This is a genomic window from Streptomyces sp. NBRC 109706 (genome assembly GCF_000974485.1).
Taxonomy (GTDB): domain Bacteria; phylum Actinomycetota; class Actinomycetes; order Streptomycetales; family Streptomycetaceae; genus Streptomyces.
The window spans coordinates 111,371-130,876 of sequence record NZ_BBOM01000014.1 but is presented as its reverse complement, the minus strand read 5'-3'; the positions used below and the strand labels follow the sequence as shown (position 1 = coordinate 130,876).

The 19,506-nt window shown below is 71.6% G+C and carries 15 protein-coding genes; 9 read left to right on the top strand and 6 right to left on the bottom strand.

Annotated features, from left to right (window positions below; genetic code table 11):
* Nucleotides 1-64: 64 nt before the first annotated feature.
* Both AOM46_RS30215 and AOM46_RS30210 read right to left on the bottom strand, forming a co-directional pair.
* On the bottom strand, nt 65-1,087 hold the full coding sequence (locus tag AOM46_RS30215) for a TerC family protein (RefSeq protein WP_062217747.1): 1,023 nt from the start codon (nt 1,085-1,087) through the stop codon (nt 65-67).
* A gap of 435 nt (nt 1,088-1,522) precedes the next feature.
* Nucleotides 1,523-1,975 carry an ATP-binding protein gene (locus AOM46_RS30210; protein WP_234314122.1) on the bottom strand — a complete coding sequence of 151 codons (453 nt, stop codon included), beginning with the start codon at nt 1,973-1,975 and terminating at the stop codon, nt 1,523-1,525.
* Between the two features lie 179 nt (nt 1,976-2,154).
* Here AOM46_RS30210 and AOM46_RS30205 point away from each other — a divergent pair, with 179 nt between their 5' ends.
* The 3 genes from AOM46_RS30205 to AOM46_RS30195 all read left to right on the top strand — a co-directional run bounded on the left by AOM46_RS30205 (nt 2,155) and on the right by AOM46_RS30195 (nt 4,140).
* Complete coding sequence (locus tag AOM46_RS30205; protein ID WP_107080226.1) at nt 2,155-2,979, top strand: helix-turn-helix transcriptional regulator; 825 nt, start codon at nt 2,155-2,157, stop codon at nt 2,977-2,979.
* A 3-nt stretch (nt 2,980-2,982) separates the two neighbouring features.
* On the top strand, nt 2,983-3,219 hold the full coding sequence (locus AOM46_RS30200) for a DUF397 domain-containing protein (protein WP_062217741.1): 237 nt from the start codon (nt 2,983-2,985) through the stop codon (nt 3,217-3,219).
* Between the two features lie 111 nt (nt 3,220-3,330).
* Nucleotides 3,331-4,140 (top strand): SAM-dependent methyltransferase, encoded by an 810-nt coding sequence (locus tag AOM46_RS30195; protein ID WP_062217737.1) that lies wholly within the window; start codon nt 3,331-3,333, stop codon nt 4,138-4,140.
* Nucleotides 4,141-4,179: 39 nt separating this feature from the next.
* On the opposite strand, the gene AOM46_RS30190 is transcribed toward AOM46_RS30195, so the two are convergent.
* Nucleotides 4,180-7,125 carry a glycoside hydrolase family 2 TIM barrel-domain containing protein gene (locus tag AOM46_RS30190; protein WP_062217735.1) on the bottom strand — a complete coding sequence of 982 codons (2,946 nt, stop codon included), beginning with the start codon at nt 7,123-7,125 and terminating at the stop codon, nt 4,180-4,182.
* A 276-nt stretch (nt 7,126-7,401) separates the two neighbouring features.
* Here AOM46_RS30190 and AOM46_RS30185 point away from each other — a divergent pair, with 276 nt between their 5' ends.
* Nucleotides 7,402-8,214 carry an SGNH/GDSL hydrolase family protein gene (locus AOM46_RS30185; protein WP_062217731.1) on the top strand — a complete coding sequence of 271 codons (813 nt, stop codon included), beginning with the start codon at nt 7,402-7,404 and terminating at the stop codon, nt 8,212-8,214.
* Here AOM46_RS30185 and AOM46_RS30180 read toward each other — a convergent pair.
* Together AOM46_RS30180 and AOM46_RS30175 are read right to left on the bottom strand one after the other, a co-directional pair.
* Nucleotides 8,187-9,506, bottom strand: coding sequence for an SWF or SNF family helicase (locus AOM46_RS30180; protein WP_067226718.1), 1,320 nt, complete (start codon nt 9,504-9,506; stop codon nt 8,187-8,189). The genes AOM46_RS30185 and AOM46_RS30180 overlap by 28 nt on opposite strands.
* Nucleotides 9,503-12,337 (bottom strand): DEAD/DEAH box helicase, encoded by a 2,835-nt coding sequence (locus AOM46_RS30175; protein WP_078857342.1) that lies wholly within the window; start codon nt 12,335-12,337, stop codon nt 9,503-9,505. Before AOM46_RS30175 ends, AOM46_RS30180 begins: the two co-directional genes overlap by 4 nt.
* Before the next feature lie 321 nt (nt 12,338-12,658).
* Between AOM46_RS30175 and AOM46_RS30170 the strand changes: the two genes are divergently transcribed.
* The 4 genes from AOM46_RS30170 (at nt 12,659) to AOM46_RS30155 (ending at nt 16,106) form a co-directional block, all read left to right on the top strand.
* Nucleotides 12,659-13,741 carry an acyl-CoA desaturase gene (locus tag AOM46_RS30170; RefSeq protein WP_062217726.1) on the top strand — a complete coding sequence of 361 codons (1,083 nt, stop codon included), beginning with the start codon at nt 12,659-12,661 and terminating at the stop codon, nt 13,739-13,741.
* 195 nt (nt 13,742-13,936) lie between these two features.
* Nucleotides 13,937-14,119 carry a hypothetical protein gene (locus AOM46_RS30165; protein ID WP_062217722.1) on the top strand — a complete coding sequence of 61 codons (183 nt, stop codon included), beginning with the start codon at nt 13,937-13,939 and terminating at the stop codon, nt 14,117-14,119.
* A gap of 394 nt (nt 14,120-14,513) precedes the next feature.
* Nucleotides 14,514-14,906, top strand: coding sequence for a roadblock/LC7 domain-containing protein (locus AOM46_RS30160; protein ID WP_062217719.1), 393 nt, complete (start codon nt 14,514-14,516; stop codon nt 14,904-14,906).
* 327 nt (nt 14,907-15,233) lie between these two features.
* Entirely contained in the window at nt 15,234-16,106 is an 873-nt protein-coding gene (locus AOM46_RS30155) for a DUF6397 family protein (protein WP_158920790.1), read from the top strand.
* Here AOM46_RS30155 and AOM46_RS30150 read toward each other — a convergent pair.
* Nucleotides 16,078-18,591 (bottom strand): RNA helicase, encoded by a 2,514-nt coding sequence (locus AOM46_RS30150; protein ID WP_062217964.1) that lies wholly within the window; start codon nt 18,589-18,591, stop codon nt 16,078-16,080. The two genes, AOM46_RS30155 and AOM46_RS30150, sit on opposite strands and share 29 nt — an antisense overlap.
* A 123-nt stretch (nt 18,592-18,714) precedes the next feature.
* Here AOM46_RS30150 and AOM46_RS30145 point away from each other — a divergent pair, with 123 nt between their 5' ends.
* On the top strand, nt 18,715-19,503 hold the full coding sequence (locus AOM46_RS30145; RefSeq protein ID WP_062217714.1) for a metal-dependent hydrolase: 789 nt from the start codon (nt 18,715-18,717) through the stop codon (nt 19,501-19,503).
* Nucleotides 19,504-19,506: the final 3 nt, after the last annotated feature.

Sequence of the window (19,506 nt, the reverse complement as noted above, 5' to 3'; positions counted from 1 at the left end):
CGCCCGACGCCGCCGCCGGGTTCCGGCGGGCGGCGGCGTTCGGCCCACGGTACCGGAGGGCAGGTCAGGAGCGGCGATCAGCCGACTCCTGGGCGCCCTCCTCCGACTCGTCGCCGTCGCGCCGTCCGGCGCGCGCCTCCGCCCGCTCGCCGCGGGTGGCGTAGAGGCTGGTGATCGTGGTCACGACCAGCACGCCGCAGATCACGGTCAGCGAGAACGCGGTGCTGATCTCCGGGGTGTGCACGCCGCCCGACTCGTGCAGCGCGTGCAGGACGAGCTTCACGCCGATGAAGCCGAGGATCACGGACAGGCCGTAGGAGAGGTGCACCAGCTTCTCCAGCAGGCCACCGATGAGGAAATAGAGCTGCCGCAGCCCCATCAGCGCGAAGGCGTTGGCGGTGAAGACGATATAGGCGTCCTCGGTCAGACCGAAGATGGCGGGAATGGAGTCGAGCGCGAACAGGATGTCCGTGCTGCCGATCGCCAACATGACCACCAGCATCGGGGTGATCAGCTTGCGCCCGTTCTCCTTGATCACCAACTTGGTGCCGTGGTACTTGTCGGTGGCGGGGAAGCGCCGCTCCACCATCTTCAGGAAGCGGTTCTCCTCGTACTCCTCGTTCTCGTCCTTGCTGCGGGCCTCCTTGATCAACTGCCAGGCGGTCCAGATCAGGAAGGCGCCGAAGATATAGAAGACCCAGGAGAAGCTGGCGATCAGCGCCGCGCCCAGGGCGATGAAGCCGGCCCGCAGCACCAGCGCGATCAGCACCCCGATCATCAGAACGCGCGCCTGGTACTTGGCCGGAACGGCGAACTTGCTCATGATCAGCACGAACACGAACAGGTTGTCCACGCTGAGCGACTTCTCGGTGACATAGCCGGCGAAGAACTCGCCGGATGGAGTGGATCCCTCCACGACGAACAGACCGATGCCGAAGAGCACGGCGAGGACCACCCAGAAGATGGTCCAGGTGGCCGCTTCCTTGAGCGATACCTCATGGGGTTTGCGCCCAAAGAAGAAGTCCACGGCGATGAAGGCGCACAACACCACTACGGTGAGCACCCACATGGTCAACGAGACGTCCACTCTTCCTCCGGGTCCTGAGGCGGCTGACGGAGCCGCGCCGCGACCCTCCGTCGCGGCTTGGTCAATGGTAATAGAAAGGTAAAGTGGCGGGTTTGTGAAGGCGGCTTCGGAGGGCGGGAACCCCCGGATATCCGAGGGGGATTCGGCTGCTCGCCGGCCGGTCACGGGACTTGAGGCGGTGCCGGAAGAGGCGCGGGATGCCCGCCCTGGCCGGGATCGCGCGGGTCAGGGGGTGTGGGCGCCGTTCTCGCGGCGGGTGCGGTGGGTCGGCCGCCGCCGTCGCCCCCGTGGTCCTGGTTCGCCGCCGTTTGGTGATCCATGTCACGGCCGGGGGGTGGGCCCGGTGGGCGCGGCGTCGGCGGTTCGGCGGCCCTCGCTTCAACGCCGGGGGCGTCGGAGGGGGCGTCGGCGACCGCGCGTGACGCGCGGCGGCGGTCAGCCGCCGGTGGCGAGGGGGAGGTCGGCCCAGACCACATGGCCGGCGCCGGCGTCGTGCGGGCGTACGCCCCAGACCTGGGCCAGCGAACAGACCAGCAGCAGCCCGCGGCCGTTCTCGTCGTCCTCGCCGGCGGTGCGCGGCACGGCGCGTGGGCCGCGTCCGTCGCTGGCGACGGCGACCCGCAGCAGGGTGCCCAGGAGCCGCACCTCGCAACCGACGCTGTCGCTGTCGGTGTGCCGGAGCGCGTTGGTGACCAGCTCGGAGATCACCAGTTGGGCGCTGTCGCAGGTGTCGCTCGGTGCCCGCCACTCGTTGAGCTGCTGGCGGGTGAGCCTGCGTGCTTCCGCGGCCGATGTCGGTATCGCCGGCAGGCGGAAGCGCAGGCAACCGCTCGGCAGCGCGGAGCTGTCGTGTCGCACCAGGGAGTCGGCGCGCGAGGAGGAAGCCACGACACTACTGTGCGCGCTGTCCCTCGCATCCGGCAAGAGGCATCCTGCAAATTACAGAATCGTTCGTTCCAGTCTGTTGGTTTTGCTGACGGCGTGGCAGACTCCTTTGCCATGACGGTAGTTGGTGGGGTGGGATAGTGGCCGGTGGGCACACGAGCGGAGCAGCCACCGCGTTGCGGGTGGTGTTGGGCAGACGCCTCCAGGACCTCCGCGAGGCGGCCGGGCTCTCCTTCGAGGAGGCCGGCCGCGCCCTGGATGTCACCCACGCCACCATCAGACGCATGGAGAAGGCCCAGGTCGGGCTCAAGGTCCCCTATGTGGAAAAGCTGCTCCGCATCTACGGCACCACCGACCAGGCCGAGATCGACACCTTCCTCGCCCTCGTCCGCGAGGCCAACCGCCCCGGCTGGTGGCACCGCTACCGCGATGTGCTGCCCGAGTGGTTCAGCGCGTTCGTCTCCCTGGAGGCCGAGGCCGACCAGATCCGGGCCTACGAACCGCACTACGTCCCCGGCCTGTTGCAGACCGAGGCCTATGCCACCACGGTGTTGCGCGCCGGGATGCCCCACGCCCCGGCGAGTGAGATCGAGCGGCTGGTCTCCCTGCGGCTCGCCCGCCAGGAGCTGTTGAGCCGACCGCATCCACCGCTGCTGTGGATCGTGATGGACGAGACGGTGCTGCGCCGACCCATCGGCCTGCCCCAGGTGCTGCGCGGCCAGATCTCCCGACTGATCGAGGCCTCGACGACCCCGAACGTCAGGCTGCAGATCATGCCGTTCTCGGCCGGACCGCATCCGGCGATGTACGGCCCGTTCCACCTCTTCCGGTTCCCCGTCCCGGAGCTGTCGGACATCGCCTGCGCCGAGAACCTGGTCGGCGCCGCCTACTTCGACCAGCGCGACGACGTCTCGACGTTTCGGGAGGCGCTGGACCGGATGTGCGCACAAGCCGCGCCCGTGCACCGCACTGAGGCCATCCTCAGTGGTATTCGCAAGGAGATCTGAACCATGGATCGCATTTACAACGGCATGCCGGCGGCCCACCTCGGCACCGAGGGCTGGCACAAGCCGTGGAGCGGGGGCAACGGCGGCAGCTGTGTCGAGGCGATGCGGCTGACGGACGGCCGGGTGGCGCTGCGGCAGTCCACCGACCCGGAGGGCCCCGCGCTGATCTGCTCGCACCACGAGATGGCGACCTTCATCAAGGGAGTGAAGTCCGGAGAGGCCGACTTCCTCCTGGTGTGAACCCCACCGAATGGGGACGAGAGGGCGCGGTGCCCGCGCACGGGGGGCGTGGGCACCGCGCCGGGACGACGAGAACGTGCGATCCACGTCGGAGAACGAACGGAGCGTTGGGTGAGTACAGAGGGATTCGCGGCCGACCAGATAGACACCAGCAGGCCCCACCCGGCTCGGATGTACGACTACTACCTCGGTGGTCAGGACAACTACGAGGTGGACCGGCTGGCCGCCGAGCGCGCCCTCGCCATGGCCCCGGAGATCAGGGCCGGCGCGCGGGAGAACCGCTTCTTCCTGCACCGGGCGACCCGGGCCGTCGCCGAACGGGGCATCCGACAGATCATCGACATCGGCACCGGGATTCCCACGGAGCCCAACACGCATCAGGTGGCCCGCGGAGTCGACCCCGACATCCGTGTCGCCTATGTGGACAACGATCCGATCGTCGCGACCTACGCGGGCGCGAAGCTCACCAACGAGGGCAACGCCGGTTTCGTCCTGGGCGATCTGCGGGAACCCCGCGCCGTCATGGAACACCCCACGGTCGAGAAGCTGATCGACTTCGACCAGCCGGTGGCGCTGTTGCTGGTCTCCGTCCTGCACTTCGTCGAGGACGCCGAGGACCCGGCCGCGATCGTCGGGGAGTTGACCTCCCGGCTGGTCCCCGGGAGCTGCCTGGTGCTCAGCCATGCCACCCATGACTTCCACCGCCTCGCCCCGGGGGAGGACCCACGGGAGGTCTACCAGCAGGCCACCGCGTCCCTCAACCTGCGTACCGGGGAGCAGATTCGGGCCTTCTTCGACGGGTTCGACCTGCTGGAGCCCGGACTGGTGCAGCCGCCCCACTGGCGTCCGACCGCTCCGGTGCCCGACACGGAGGAGATGCGCACCCTGGCGGTTCACTGCGGCGTCGGCGTCAAGCCCTGACCCGGGGCCGGGCGGGTCGAGCCCCGCCCGGCCCGTCCACTACCGCGCCGCCAGCGGCGCGAAGGTCAGCGAGAAGCGGAACTCCCGGGGCCGCAGATGGTATTCGGGCAGCGGTCCCGGTCCACAGGACTGGCTGCCGATGCCGTGCTGGGCGTGGTCGAGGTTGACCCAGACGGTATCGCCCGGGGTCAGGTCCGGCGTGTGCTCGGCGGCGTCCAGCTGTTCGCTGGTCCAGCGCCGCGCGGTGAACCAGAACGGCTCGGCGCCGGCCTCGATCCGCAGCCCCGTGCCGGCCTGGTCGCGCAGCTCGGCCCAGCGGACGTCGGCGCGGGCGCCGTTCTCCTGCGGGCGGACATAGGGCGTCTGGAGCTGGTCGACGGAGGCCTGGTAGCGGCCCAGCAGCGCCGCCGTCCGGGTGTCCGGGTACGCCTCGCCCGGGCCGCCGCCGAGCCACGTGACGGCGTCCCAACGCGCCGGCAGCCCGAGCCGCAGGCCCACCCGGGGCAGCGTGCTCGCCCAGGGCCCCTCGGGCGTCACGGTCACGGTCAGCAGCAGCGCGCCGCCGTCGGCCCGCCAGTCGTAGACGGTCGCCAGCCCGACCTCGGCCGCGGCCGGCGCCACCCGGGTGCGGACGGTCAGGCCCGAGTCCGTGGGTTCCACGGCGTCCACCCGGTGCTGGACCCGGTGCAGCCCCAACGCCCGCCAGGTCCGGGCGTGCCGCTCGTCGGACTGCCAGCTGGCGCCCAGGTCGTTGTCCGTGGGAGCGCGCCAGACATCCAGCCGGGGCGGGTGCGGGATGGCCAGTCCGCCCAGCTCCCGCAGGGTGCCCAGCGCCCCGTCGAAGACCCCGGGGCCCAGGGTGATCCGGTCCGCCACGCGCCGCGCTGCCACCGCCGCGCGCCCGTCCTTGCGCGCGTCGGGCACGGTGGGCACGGGGAGTTGGGCCCAGGCGACGCGGTGTCCGCGCGGCGCCCAGGGGGTGTCGTCGGCGAGCCGGGCCTCGAAGGTCCAGACCGCGAGGCCGGCCCGTCCGGTGCGCGGCGCGTCCGGCAGCGGCACCCGCGCCGTCTCGCCCGGGCCCAGCGGGGGAACGGTCAGCGGTCCGCCGGCCACGCCCTCGCCCTCCACCTCGTAGCGCCAGCTGAAGGTCAGTGCCGAAAGGTCGGCGAAGTTCTGGTCGTTGGTGATGTCGAGCAGCCCGGCGGCCGGATCGGCCTCGATCAGGACCGGCTCGATGACCTTCTGGTACTCGATCAGTCCGGGCGAGGGGGTGCGGTCGGGGAAGAGCAGTCCGTCGCAGACGAAGTTGCCGTCGTGCAGCTCCTCGCCGAAGTCGCCGCCGTAGCCGAAGTAGGTCCTGCCGTCCTCGGTGACCTTGGGGAGGCCGTGGTCGATCCACTCCCAGACGAAGCCGCCCTGGCAGCGCTCGTGGTCCCGGAACAGCCGCTGGTACTCGGCCAGTCCGCCGGGCCCGTTGCCCATGGCGTGGCCGTACTCGCACAGCAGGAAGGGGAGGGAGCGGCGGTGCGCGTCCAACTCGGGGTCGGCCAGCGGCTCCTCGGCGCGGCGGCCGATCAGCTCCACCTCGTCGTGCGGGGCGTACATCCGCGAGTAGAAGTCGCTGTCCCGATAGCTGTAGTCGTTCTCGTAGTGCACCGCGCGGCCCGGATCGCGTCCGCGTATCCAGCGGGCCATCGCGGAGAGCCCTTCGCCCTTGCCACATTCGTTGCCCAGCGACCAGATCACCACCGAGGGGTGGTTCTTGTCCCGTTCCACCATCCGCTCGGCCCGGTCGAGCAGGGCGGGGGTGAACCGCTCGTCGTCGACCGGGTTGCCGCGCCAGTCCTCGAAGTCGCAGAAGCCGTGGGTCTCCAGATCGCATTCGTCGATGACCCACAGGCCCAGTTCGTCGCAGAGCTGGAGGAACGCGGGGTGCGGGGGATAGTGGCTGGTGCGCACGGCGTTGATGTTGTGCCGCTTCATCAGCAGCACGTCCTCGCGCATGGTCTCCGGGTCCAGGGCGCGGCCCGTCTCCGGATGGAACTCGTGTCGGTTCACCCCACGGAAGAGCACACGTCGGCCGTTGACCTGGAAGACGCCGTCCTCGATCCGCACGGTGCGGAAGCCGATGCGTAGTTCGATCCGTTCGCCCTCGGTGCGGAGTTGGCCGGTGTAGAGGCGTGGGGTCTCGGCGGACCAGGGGTGGACGGGAACGGTGGCGGGTTCGCCGGTGGCCAGGTCGAGGCCGAGTTCGGGGACGAGGACGCGGCCGGGTGTGTCGCTGTCGACGCGGAGGGTGCCCTGGCCTGTGGTGTGGTCGTAGTCGGCGTGGACGAAGTGGTCGGTGGGCGCGCCCTGGGGGCGGTGGAGGAGGGTGACGTCCCGGAAGATGCCGGGCAGCCACCACATGTCCTGGTCCTCCAGATAGCTGCCGGCCGACCACTGGTGGACCCGGACGGCCAGCACGTTGCCGGCGGGGCGCAGCAGGTGTCCGACGGCGAACTCGTGGGGCAGCCGGCTGCCCTGGAAGGTGCCCAGCTCGGTGCCGTTGAGCCAGACCCGGGCGCAGGAGTCCACCCCGTCGAAGCGCAGCACGCTCTCGCCGCCGTCCGGCCACTCGTCCGGCAGATCGAAGACGCGACGGTGGTCCCCGGTCGGGTTCTCCGTCGGGACCCGGGGCGGATCCACGGGGAAGGGATACTTCACATTGGTGTAGGCGGGGGCACCATGGCCCTGGAGCACCCAGTGGCCCGGCACGGTCAGCGGGTGCCAGTCGGCCGAGTCGGCCAAGGACTCCTCGTTCGCGGTGGCGAAGGAGGAGTCGGCGGCCTTGGCGGTGGGGGAGAGCCGGAACGACCAGATGCCGTTGAGGGAGATCCTGGCCGCGTCCGAGGACGGAAACCACGTGCGGGGCGGGAGAGTTCCGGAGCCGGGGGAGGGGTCTTCGAAGTACGGGAGCCGGGAGCCCTCGGGCCGCGTCTGCATACGTCTCCTTCTGACATGGCGACCACGACCCGGCCCCATGTTGAGAAATGTGGCGTGCTGTTGGAAGACGCTAAAACGATGAGCGGGCTTTCGACAAGCCCTTACCCGGCCTGCTCGTAACCGATCACTTCGCTGGTCACCGCCCACGGTGCCGTTTCCCGGGGTGGCGCGGCCTCGTTGGCCCGGTGGGGCGTCAACTCTCCTGGCATGGACACGACTTGCCGGGGTAAGTGCTGCTGCGTCATCCGTCCCCCCACCGGACCCCCAGGAGGTTCCATGAACCTGCGTCGCTGTCTGATGACGGTCGTCACCGCGACCGCCGTACTCGGCGTCACAGCCCTCACCCCCACCACGGCCCAGGCCGCCGGCGAAACCCCCACCGCCGCGGGCTCCTATGTGGCCCTGGGCGACTCCTACTCCTCCGGCGTCGGCGCCGGCTCCTACGACGACTCCAGCGGGGACTGCCGACGGAGCACCGTCGCCTACCCCCAGCTGTGGGCCGACGCCAACGCCCCGGACGACTTCGCCTTCACCGCCTGCTCGGGCGCGGTCACCACCGATGTGATCAACAGCCAGCTCGCCCCGCTGGACGCCGGCACCACGCTCGTCAGCATCAGCATCGGGGGCAACGACGCGGGCTTCGCCGACGCCATGCAGACCTGTGTGCTCCAGGGCACCGACGCCTGCCTGGCCGCCGTCGCCGAGGCCAACACCTATATCACCGACACCCTGCCCGGGCGGCTGGACGCCGTCTATGCCGCGATCAGCGGTGCGGCGCCCAACGCCCAGGTGGTCGTGCTCGGTTACCCCCGCATGTACGAGCTGAACGGCGGCTGTGCGCTGGGCATCAGCGAGGAGGCCCGAGCCGCCATCAACGGCGCCGCGGACAACCTCAGCACGGTGACCGGCAAGCGCGCGGCCGACCACGGCTTCACCTACGGCGATGTGCGCCCGGCCTTTACCGGCCATGAGATCTGCTCGGCGGACTCCTGGCTGCACAGCGTCACCATTCCCATCGGCGACTCCTACCACCCGACCGCCGCCGGCCAGTCGGGCGGCTACTACGCGGTCTTCGAGTCGCTGGCCTGACCCCCACCCGCCGCGGCCTCTGGCCGCCGCTCCCGAGCGGCGGCCAGGGCGGCGGCCGGATCGGGCTCCGAAGGGCCCGCCGGCCACCACCGCCCACGCTCCTTGCGATACGGCCACCAGCGGCCGTCAGGACCGAACCGCAGCTGAACGTCCGCGCCCCGCACGGTGAAACGGTTCCCCTCGCCCCGCACCTCAGGACGCTCATCGGCATCGGCATCGGCATCGGCAAAGGCCAGCGCCACCGCCTCGGCGGCGCGCGGATCGGCCGGCCCCGCCGGCGCCTCCAGCACCGCGAGACCGACCGCGCCGCCCACCCGCCAGGCGTGCGCCGCGCGCGTCAACTCCGCGCCCCCGCACCCACAGCCGGCCGCCAGCCGCCGCAGCGCCGCCGCCGGCGGCCCCACCGCCGCCAGCCGCACCGCGTCCTGCCACCGGCCGGGCTCCTCCGCCGGGGCGCTGGCCGCATGCCCGGGGGACAGCGCCTCGGCCAACAGCCGCCCGGCCCGCGCGGCGGCGTCCCCGGCCAGGAACTCCAGGGCCGCCACATCCAGTCGCGCCGCCCCGCCGCCGGTCGCGGCCAGCCCCGGCACCGGGCCTGGAGCCCGCACCGGCTCCGGCGGCGCGGGCAGCGGCGGCACCGTCCTGCCGTAGGCGACGGCGGCCGGCACCCCCGCCGGCCCGGCCGGGCCGGCGGCCGCCGCCCGCTCCGTGCCGCGCCGCCGCAGCTCCGCCAACAGCTCACGCTCGCCCCGCCCGCGCAGCCGCAGCAGCAGAAACGGATCGGCGTCCAACAGCCTGGCCATCTGGTAACACAGCGCCGAGGTGTGCGCGCAGTGATCCCACTCGCCACACTCGCAGTCCGCCTCCAGATCCCCGATCCCCGGCAGCAGATCGACGCCGGCCGCCGCCGCGTCCTCCACCAGCCGGGGCGGCAACTCCCGGTCCAGCAGCGCCGCCAGATGCCCCGCCTCCCTGGCCGCCGTCGTGAGCAGACGATCCCACTCCGCCTCGGACAGCCGTCGCAGCAGCACATCGGCCCGCCGGCCGTCCCCGGAGGTCGTCCGCACCACCGACGTCAGCCGGCCCGGCCGCACCGAGACCGCGCCCACCGCGCCGGCCCTGGCGTGCCGACGCCCCTGCCGCAGCCGGGCGCCGTCCAACGCGCTGTCCTCCAGCGCCTTCAGCCAGCTCTGCCCCCACCAGGTGCTCGCGAAGCCACGGCCGCGCGCGGGCGGCAGCGCCTCCAGCACCACCTCGTCGTCCCGGTCGTTCCCGTCCCGCACCCCGGTCAACGGAACCCCTCCCCGGCGTCGTCCTGCCGCAGTGTCACCAGCGCGGCCAACTCGGCATCGCTCAGCTCGGTCAGCGCGGCCTCGCCGCCCCCCAGGACGGACTCGGCCAGCGCCTGCTTGCGGCGCAGCAGCGCGGCGATCCGATCCTCGACCGTGCCCTCGGCGATCAGCCGGTGGACCTGCACCGGCCGGTCCTGGCCGATCCGGTAGGCGCGGTCCGTGGCCTGTGCCTCGACGGCCGGGTTCCACCAGCGGTCGAAGTGCACCACATGCTCGGCCCTGGTCAGGTTGAGCCCGGTGCCGGCGGCGCGCAGCGAGAGCAGGAAGACCGGCGCCTCCCCGGCGGAGAAACGCCGCACCAGCTCCTCCCGGCCGGCCACCGGGGTGCCACCGTGCAACAGCAGGCTCGCCACCCCGCGCTCACTCAACCGGGCCTCCAGCAGCCGCGCCATCCGCACGTACTGGGTGAACACCAGCACGCTCGACCCGCCCGCCACCATCGTGTCGACCAGCTCGTCGAACAGCTCCAACTTGCCCGAACGCCCCCCGAGGACCGGCTCGTCCTCCTTGAGGAACTGCGCCGGGTGATTGCAGATCTGCTTGAGCGAGGTGAGCAGCTTGACCACAAGGCCGCGCCTCGCCACCCCCTCGCTCCCCGCCACCTCGGCCAGCCCCTCGCGCACCACGGCCTCGTACAGTCCGGCCTGCTCCGCCGTGAGCGTCACCGTCCGGTCCGTCTCCGTCTTGGGCGGCAGTTCCGGGGCGATGCCCGGATCGGACTTGCGGCGGCGCAGCAGGAACGGCCGCACCAGCCGGGCCAGCCGCTCCGTCGCCGCCGGATCGCCGCCCGCCTCCGCCGCGTCCGCGAAGCGCCGGCGGAACGCGGGCAGCGAGCCGAGCAACCCGGGCGTCGTCCAGTCCAGGATCGCCCACAGCTCCGACAGGTTGTTCTCCACCGGCGTCCCGGTCAGCGCCACCCTGGCCGTGGCCGGAATCGAGCGCAGCCGCTTGGCGGTCGCCGAGAGCGGGTTCTTGACGTGCTGCGCCTCGTCGGCCACCAGCAAAGACCACCGCACCGCGCCCGCCAGCCGGTCCGCGTCCAGCCGCATCGTGCCGTAGGTGGTCAGCACGAACGAGTCTTCGTCCAGACCGGTCAGCTCCCGCGCGCTGCCATGGAAGCGCCGCACCCGTGAACCCGGCGCGAACGTGTTGATCTCACGCTGCCAGTTGCCCAGCAGCGAGGCCGGACAGACCACCAACGTGGGGCCGGCCGTTTCGGGCGAGCGCTGACGGTGCAGATGCAGGGCGATCAGCGTGACCGTCTTGCCCAGGCCCATGTCGTCGGCCAGACAGGCGCCCAGGCCGAGCGAGGTCATCCGATCCAGCCACTCCAGGCCGCGCCGCTGGTAGTCGCGGAGCGTGGCGCGCAGCGTCGGCGGCGGCTCGACCGGATCGGCCGAGGCGCGCTCCGGGTCCGCCAGCCGCTCCCGCAGCTCGGCCAACCAGCCCGTGGGCCGCACCGCCACCCGTTCCCCGGACACGTCCGCCTCGCCCGTCAACACCGCGTTGAGCGCCTCACCCGCGCCGACCTCGCGATCCCGCAACGTCCGCGCGCGCGTCAACTCGTCCGGCGCCAGCAGCACCCACTGGTCCCGCAGCCGCACCAACGGGCGTCCGGCCTCGGCGAGTTGGTCCAGCTCCGCGCGGGTGAGCGGGGTGTCGCCCACGGCGAACCGCCAGTGGAACGACAGCAGCGCGTCGGGCGACAGCAACCCGGGCGCCACCGAACGGGCCGGCTCGGCCGCCGCCGCGGAACGCGGGCCGACCTCGGCGTGGGTGGTGAGCGTGCGCACCAACTCCCTGGGCCAGTGCACCTGGAGGCCGGCCGCGCCGAGCGCCCGACGGGTGCCGGCCGCCAGCAGTTCGCCGACCTCCTCGTCCGCCAGCTCCACCGCGTCCGGCACCGCCGCGCTCAACAGCGGCGACAAGGGCTCCCAGGCCGCGGCCGCCCGCCGGAGGGTGAGCAGCACATCGCGCCGCGCACCCGGGCCGAAGTGCTCGGCGGGCGGGGCGGAGGCGGCCCAGAGCGCGGACGAGTCCACCACCACGGAGGCGTCGGCCAGACTGTGCGCCTGGAGCACCGCGCGGAACCGTGCCTCCTCCGCCGGCTCCGGGGCGAGCGGCGCCTGGACCTCCACCCGCAGCGAGAGCCGCACCCCCGCGTCATGCCCCGCCGCCACCTCGGTCGCCCAGGTCCGGTGCTCGGGGCGACGCGCCACGGCCCGGCCGGCGAAGGCGTCCCCGCCGGCGGCCAGGGACGCGGCCGGGGTGCGCGGCAGCCCGTCGGCGACCGCGTCCAGAAAGGCGCGCAGCAACGGGCCCGGATACGGCAGCAGCGGCCCCGCCCCGTCCTCTCCGTCCTCCGCAGCTCCGTCGTGTGCGGTCTCGGGCAGTGGGACGGCGTGGGCGTGCGCCGGCATGGCGTCGGCCAGCGCGCGCAGCCGCTCGGCGTCGGCGGCGCCCAGTGGACCGAGCCGCCAGGCGTCGTGGTCCGAGGCGGTGAGCCCGGGCAACAGCTTTCCCTGCGCGGCCAGTTGCAGCGCCAGCACGGCGGCAGCCCCCCAGAAGCGCGCCGCCTCGCTCGCCCCGCGCCCGGCGCGCGCCCGGGTCAGCACGGGCAGCGCCTCGCGCAGCGGAAGCACCGAGGCGACCACGGTGACCAGGTGAATCTCCCCGTCCGCGGCCGGCAGCGCCACGGTCAACCGCTCGCCGGGCGGATCGGTGACGCCCACCTCCTCGCCGTCGGGGTGCCAGAAGGCGACCCGGGACATCCGCGGGGGATCGGCGGGCAGAAAGGTCGCGGCACAGCCGATCAGCGCGCCGACCTGAGCGGGGGATGGTGGACTCGGACTCACGCGCCGAAGATCTCCTCAAATTTGACTAGTGGGCTGGCGACGGCCGAGCGTACCTCAGCCAGGAGCGGGAACGAAACGACCGATGAACGCCGGGGCGACGCGTCCCCGCAGGGGGGTCGGCCCACCGGTCCATGGTGTCACTGGCTACACCCCCCGTTGGGGTGTTGATGCCATGGGAACCGGAACTCGCCGTTTCTAAGCTGGTGTTACGTAGTTGTCGACTGTGCCGGAGTTCCCATGCCAGAGGCCACCCTCATCACCCCCGAGCCGCCGCGCGCCGCGAGTGCCGCCGCGGGCGACGCGGGGGAGTTCACCCCGCTGATGCGGCAGATCAAGGGGCAAGGGCTCCTGGAGCGGCGCATCGGCTGGTACACCGCAGGACTCACGGTGAACGCGCTGGCCATGGCCGCCGTGGTGGCCGGAATGCTGTGGCTGGGCGACTCCTGGTGGACGGTCCTGCTGGCGGTGCCCTTCGCGCTCTTCTCCACCCGCACCTCCTTCTACGGACATGACGCGGGACACTCGCAGATCGCCCGCAGCCGCAAGGTCAACCGGCTGCTCGGCCTGCTGCACGGCAACCTGGCGCTCGGCATGAGCTCGGCCTGGTGGAACGACAAGCACAACCGGCACCACGCCAACCCCAACCACCTCGACAAGGACCCGGACGTCGGCGAGGGCGTCATGGTGTGGACCGAGGGACAGGCCGAGAAGCGCACCGGCTTCGCCCGCTGGCTCACCCGCAACCAGGCGCGCCTCTTCTTCCCGCTGCTGCTGCTGGAGGGCATCGCCCTGAAGGTGGCCAGCATCCAGATGGTGATCAAGGGTGAGGGCTGGGAGAAGCAGAGCCGCGCGCGGGTGATCGAGTCCCTGCTGCTGGTCACGCACTTCGTCGCCTATGCCGCGCTGCTGTTCACCACGATGGGGCCGGGCAAGGCCGTGCTCTTCGCGGCGATCCACCACGCGCTGTTCGGGCTGCACCTGGGCGCCGTCTTCGCCCCCAACCACAAGGGGATGGAGATGCCCGACCCCAACGTGCGCTGGGGACACCTCCGCCGCCAGGTACTGACCTCCCGCAACGTGCGGGGCGGGCTGGTCACCGACTGGATGATGGGCGGTCTCAACTACCAGATCGAGCACCATCTCTTCCCCAACATGCCGAGGGTCAACCTGCGGCTGGCCCAGCCGATGGTGCGCCACTACTGCCGGGAGGTCGGCGTCTCCTACGCCGAGACCGGGCTGATCGACTCCTACCGGCAGGCCCTGACCCATATGCACGGCGTCGGCGCGGAGCTGCGCGCCCAGCGCCGGGCCGGCCGCTGAGGCGGCCCCGGACGATTCGAGCGGGATCCGGGGGCGGGGTCGGACGCGTGGCCGTCCGACCCCGCCCCCGGGCCTGCCCGGCTCCGCGGTCGGACATCTCCCCCGTCGGGACGTTCGGCTCCGGAACGGTGGACACTGGAGAGACGTTCACATAGTGCCGGGGCGAGGCTCGCCACGGCGGAGGAGGTGCGGACCATGTCTCGGGGTGCGAAGGTCGCGATCGGCGCGGTGGGCGCCGGAGTGGTGCTCTGGTGGCTGACCAGTTTCTGGATCGCTCTGCTGGTGCTGGTGGGGATCCCGGTGGGCGCGTATCTGCTGCTCGACTCCTCCCAGCGCACCCGGCTGCGGCGCGTGGGGCGCAAGGAGCTGGGGCGCTGACTTCGCGCGGTGCCCGGTGGTGTCCGGCGGATCCGGGCGAGCGGTCGCGGTGGGCGGTTGTTCGCCCGGTCGACCAGCCGTCGATCCCTCGCTCGATGCTTTCGGGACGTTTTTGCCCACCGCTTTCTCATCGCTTTCTCACTGCTTCGCGACGGGTCCCGGACGCCACCATGGCGGCCCGGGGCCCGTTTCGTCTGCCAACCGACCACATCCGGGCCGTTTCCGGCGCCCGGGCCGTCACCTCCGAGGGTGGCTCGGAAACCCCGGTGACATGGCTGACCTTGGCAAGCGGTACGGTCCCTTCCGTATGGCGGTGCGGCCCAAATGGTTGCCGACAACCGCTTGCTGGGGAAGGCTGACACAGCGGTCGCCTTACGAGAAGGGGGAGCTGGGGATGGCACTGAGCACCACGCTCGACTGGCTGCTGGACGATCTGGCGCAGCGGCTACCGAGAGTCAGACATGTCCTGTTGCTGTCGAGCGACGGATTGGTCACCTCGGTGAGTCGAGGTCTCAAGCGCAGCAGCGCGGAGCATCTGGCCGCCGTCGCCTCCGGTCTGCACAGCCTCGCCAAGGGGGTGGGGGAGCACTTCAGGTGCGGCGGCGTCCGGCAGACCATGATCGAGTTCGACGACGGCGTGCTCTTTGTGACGGCTGCCGGCGACGGCAGCTGTCTCTGCGTGCTCACCGGGCCCGACGCGGACGTCGGACAGGTCGGGTACGAGATGACGCTGCTGGTCAACAAGGTCGGTGAGCATATGGGGTTGGCGGCCAGGGAGTCCTTCTGACTCGGGAGCGGAGGCTCGCCCGCGGGTCCCCGTGACGCCGACTCCCCGCGCGCCTCCGGGCCCGGCGGGCGTCTGACGGCCCGGGCGGAGGCGAACTCCGGGGTGGTCGTTCTGTTCGGCGTCGCGATACCCAGTGGAATGAGATCGTCACTGAGGGTTGCGATGTGGGGTTCGGTGATCTACTCTCGTTACTGAGAGTAATCGCCGAATTGTTGGAGAACCCCCATGTCCGTGCGTTTCACGCGACCCGCGCCCGCCGGTCCCGCGCCCACCGCGTCCGCTGCACCCACCGCATCCGCCGCGTCCTTTGTGCCGGTCGTGCCCGTCGTGCGGTCCCCACACCTCGAGTGCCCCGGGCGCCCCGTCGATGTGCCGTCCCGGGGGCGGTCCCGGCTCCCGGCCCCGGTCGCCGCCGGTTCGCCGCTGCTGGAGCAGCCGGCCCCCCGGACATCGCCCGAGGCGTTCCCGCCCCGGCCGGCGCCCCGGCGTCCGGCGCGCGGCGCCCAGCGCCGGCCCAAGCGTCAGGGGCGCCTTCGGGGGCGGGCCGAGCGCGCCGTTCACGGCCCCGAGCGCGTGCGCTACGCGCCCCGGCGGCCCCTGGCCAAGCGGTTCCCCGAGCGGCCGGTCAGCGCCTCGGCGGGCGCCGTGCTGATGGGGATCAGCACCGCCCGCTTCTCCCGGCTGGCCCGGGGCGGCTGCTTCAGCCCCTCCGATTTCCACCTCACCGAACACGGCGTGGTCGCCTGGCGCTATCCCCCCGAGGAGCTGAGCGTCTTCGCCCGACGACGGCCAGGGCTGCTGACCGGCCAACTGCCCGACGGGCTGCGCCACTCCCTGCGCCAGGGCCAGGACTGGCGCCCCCGTCGCTGGCGCGCCAGGCGCACGGGAGTGCTCACCGGCCAGGCGGCCGGCCCCTGGGAGGCCGCCGCCGTGCCCGCCGCGGTCCTCGATCACGGCACGCTGGAGTCCGAGGTGCCCGATCCGGTGGAGCGCGCCGTGCTGGGCCGGCTCCGCCCACCGCTGATGGCCGCCCGGCTGGCGGCCGGCCCCTGGCGCTCGGTGCGGCGTCTCCTCACCGCCCGTGATCCGGACGAGGTGGTCTGGTACCGCGCGCAGTTGAGCCTCGCGCTGGAGGCCGCCAGAGGCCGGCCGCTGCCCCCGGCGGCGCCCGTCACAGCTGGCCCACGTCCGTCACCTTGAGCACCGCCTGCCCCTCCGCGTCGGACGCCGTCAGATCCACCTCGGCGGAGATCCCCCAGTCGTGGTCGCCCGCCGGATCGGCGAAGGTCTGCCGCACCCGCCACAGCCCGTCCTCGGGCACCTCCTCGATCCGCAGCAGTCGCGGGCCCCGCGCGTCGGGCCCGGTGCCCAGCTCGTCGTACTCCTCCCAGTAGCCGGCCAGCGCCGCGCGCCACGCGTCGGCGTCCCAGCCCGCCTCGCCGTCCAACTCGCCCAGCTCCGACACCCGTCCCAGCGCCGCCAACTCCACCCTGCGGAACATCGCGTTCCGCACCAGCACCCGGAAGGCCCGCGCGTTGGCCGTCACCGGCCGCACCTGATCGGCACGCTCCCGCGCCTGCTCCGCGTCCTCGGTCGCCGGATTGGCCAACTGCTCCCACTCGTCCAACAGACTGGAGTCCACCTGACGCACCAACTCGCCCAGCCACGCCGTGATGTCCTCGAAGTCCTCCGACTTCAGATCGTCCGGCACCGTGTGCTCCAACGCCTTGTAGGCGCTGGCCAGATAGCGCAACACGATCCCCTCGGTGCGCGCCAGCTCGTAGAAGGAGACGAACTCCGAGAATGTCATGGCCCGCTCGTACATGTCCCGCACCACGGACTTGGGCGACAGGGGGTGGTCCCCCACCCAGGGGTGGCTCTTGCGATAGAGGCCGAAGGCGTGGAAAAGCAGCTCGTCCAGCGGTCGGGGATAGCTGATGTCCATCAGCCGCTCCATCCGCTCCTCGTACTCGACCCCGTCGGCCTTCATCGCCGCCACGGCCTCCCCCCGCGCCTTGTTCTGCTGCGCGGCCAGGATCTGCCGGGGGTCGTCCAGGGTGGCCTCCACCACGGAGACCATGTCCAACGCATAGGAAGGAGACTCGGGATCAAGCAGCTCGAACGCGGCCAACGCGAACGTGGACAGCGGCTGGTTGAGCGCGAAGTCCGCCTGGAGATCCACGGTCAACCGCACCGTACGCCCCTGCGCGTCCGGCTCGGGCAGCCGCTCCACGATCCCCCCGTCCAGCAGCGAACGGAAGATCGCGATCGCCCGCCGGATCAACCGCAACTGCTGCCGGCGCGGCTCGTGGTTGTCCTCCAACAGCCGCCGCATCGCGGCGAACGGATCGCCCGGCCGCGCGATCACCGCGAGCAGCATGGCGTGGGTCACCCGGAACCGCGAGGTCAGCGGCTCGGGATCGGCGGCGATCAACCGCTCGAAGGTCTGGTCGCTCCAGTTGACGAACCCCTCGGGCGCCTTCTTCCGCACCACCTTGCGGCGCTTCTTCGGATCGTCGCCCGCCTTCGCCAGGGCCTTCTCGTTCTCCACCACATGCTCCGGCGCCTGCGCCACGACAAACCCGGAGGTGTCGAACCCGGCCCGCCCCGCACGGCCGGCGATCTGATGGAACTCCCGCGCCCGCAACACCCGCACCCGGTTCCCGTCGTACTTGGTGAGCGCGGTGAACAACACCGTCCTGATGGGCACGTTCACCCCGACCCCCAGGGTGTCGGTACCGCAGATCACCTTCAACAACCCGGCCTGCGCCAACTTCTCCACCAGCCTGCGGTACTTGGGCAGCATCCCCGCGTGGTGCACCCCGATGCCATGACGCACGAAGCGGGAGAGATTCCGCCCAAAACGCGTGGTGAAGCGGAAGTTGCCGATCAGCGAGGCGATCTCGTCCTTCTCCGCCCGGGTGCACATGTTGATGCTCATCAACGCCTGCGCCCGCTCGACGGCCTGCGCCTGGGTGAAGTGCACGATATAGACGGGCGCCTGACGGGTCTCCAACAGCTCCGTAAGGGTCTCCGTCAGCCCCGTCGTCCGGTACTCGTAGCTGAGCGGCACCGGGCGCGTCGCCGAGCGCACCACCGAGGTCGACCGCCCGGTGCGCCGCGTCAGGTCCTCCTCGAACCGCGACATGTCGCCGAGCGTCGCCGACATCAGCACGAACTGCGCCTGCGGCAGCTCCAACAGCGGGATCTGCCAGGCCCACCCCCGATCCGGCTCCGCATAGAAATGGAACTCGTCCATCACCACCTGACCGACGTCGGCCTGTGCCCCGTCCCGCAGGGCGATCGACGCCAACACCTCGGCCGTGCAGCAGATCACCGGAGCATCCGGGTTCACCGAGGCGTCGCCGGTCAGCATCCCGACGTTCTCGGTGCCGAAGAGCTTGCACAGCTCGAAGAACTTCTCCGACACCAGCGCCTTGATCGGAGCCGTGTAGAACGTCACCTCGTCCCGGGAGAGCGCGGCGAAGTGCGCCCCCGCCGCCACCAGCGACTTGCCGGAGCCGGTGGGAGTGGACAAGATCACGTTCGACCCCGAGACCACCTCGATCAGCGCCTCCTCCTGCGCGGGATAGAGGGTGATCCCCCGCTCGTTCACCCACGACGAGAACGCGTCGAAGAGGGCATCGGGGTCACTGTCCTGCGGCATCTGATCGATAAGGGTCACCGTCCCATAGTGCCCGTACCGAGCCCGCAAACGAGAACCGGCTGCTCGTCCGAAGATCACATGGCGCTACGCTGTCCCGCCGAAGGACTACTCAACAGTGAAGTACGGGCGGGGGAGTTACCGATGATGGGACCAGCGCACTCGCTGTCCGGAGCGATGGCGTGGCTGGGGGTCGGCGCCGCCGCCTCCTGGGCCGGCCACCCCATGCCGTGGCCCGTCCTTGTCGTCGGCACGCTGATCTGTGCCGGAGCGGCACTGGCCCCCGACCTCGACCACAAGAACGCCACCATCTCCCGGGCCTTCGGCCCGCTCTCCAAGATCCTCGCCGGCTTTATCGACAAGCTGTCCGCCGCCGTCTACAACGCCACCAGAGGCCCAAAGGACCGCCGGCGCAGCGGTGGCCACCGCACCCTCACCCACACCTGGATCTGGGCCGTCCTGCTGGGCGCGGGCTTCTCCGGCGCGGCCATCGCCTTCGGCCGCTGGGCCGTGCTGGCCACCCTCTTCATCCACATGGTGCTCGCCGTCGAGGGTCTGCTCTGGCGCATGGCCAGGGTCTCCAGCGATGTGCTGGTCTGGCTGCTCGGCGCCACCACCGCCTGGATCCTCGCCGGCGTCCTCAACGAGCCGGGCAACGGCGCCAACTGGCTGTTCGCCGACGAGCCCTACGCCTGGCTGGGCCTGCCGATCGTGTTGGGCGCCATCGTGCACACCCTCGGCGACTCCATCACCATCTCCGGCTGCCCGATGCTCTGGCCCCTCCCCATAGCCGGCCGCCGCTGGTACCCCCTCGGCCCGCCGAGCTTCATGCGGTTCCGGGCCGGCGCCTGGGTGGAGAACAAGGTGCTGATGCCCGCCTTTGTCATCCTCGGCGCGGCCGGCGGCATCGGAGCGGGCCTGCTCGCCCCCTGACGG

What these genes read in the sequence shown, in the direction of transcription:
- AOM46_RS30170 (WP_062217726.1), top strand. Translation starts at nt 12,659, where the DNA reads ATGCCAGAGGCCACCCTCATCACCCCCGAGCCGCCGCGCGCCGCGAGT.
- AOM46_RS30175 (WP_078857342.1), bottom strand. Translation starts at nt 12,337, where the DNA reads ATGTCCCGGGTCGCCTTCTGGCACCCCGACGGCGAGGAGGTGGGCGTC.
- AOM46_RS30160 (WP_062217719.1), top strand. Translation starts at nt 14,514, where the DNA reads ATGGCACTGAGCACCACGCTCGACTGGCTGCTGGACGATCTGGCGCAG.
- AOM46_RS30190 (WP_062217735.1), bottom strand. Translation starts at nt 7,125, where the DNA reads ATGCAGACGCGGCCCGAGGGCTCCCGGCTCCCGTACTTCGAAGACCCC.
- AOM46_RS30165 (WP_062217722.1), top strand. Translation starts at nt 13,937, where the DNA reads ATGTCTCGGGGTGCGAAGGTCGCGATCGGCGCGGTGGGCGCCGGAGTG.
- AOM46_RS30145 (WP_062217714.1), top strand. Translation starts at nt 18,715, where the DNA reads ATGATGGGACCAGCGCACTCGCTGTCCGGAGCGATGGCGTGGCTGGGG.
- AOM46_RS30200 (WP_062217741.1), top strand. Translation starts at nt 2,983, where the DNA reads ATGGATCGCATTTACAACGGCATGCCGGCGGCCCACCTCGGCACCGAG.
- AOM46_RS30185 (WP_062217731.1), top strand. Translation starts at nt 7,402, where the DNA reads ATGAACCTGCGTCGCTGTCTGATGACGGTCGTCACCGCGACCGCCGTA.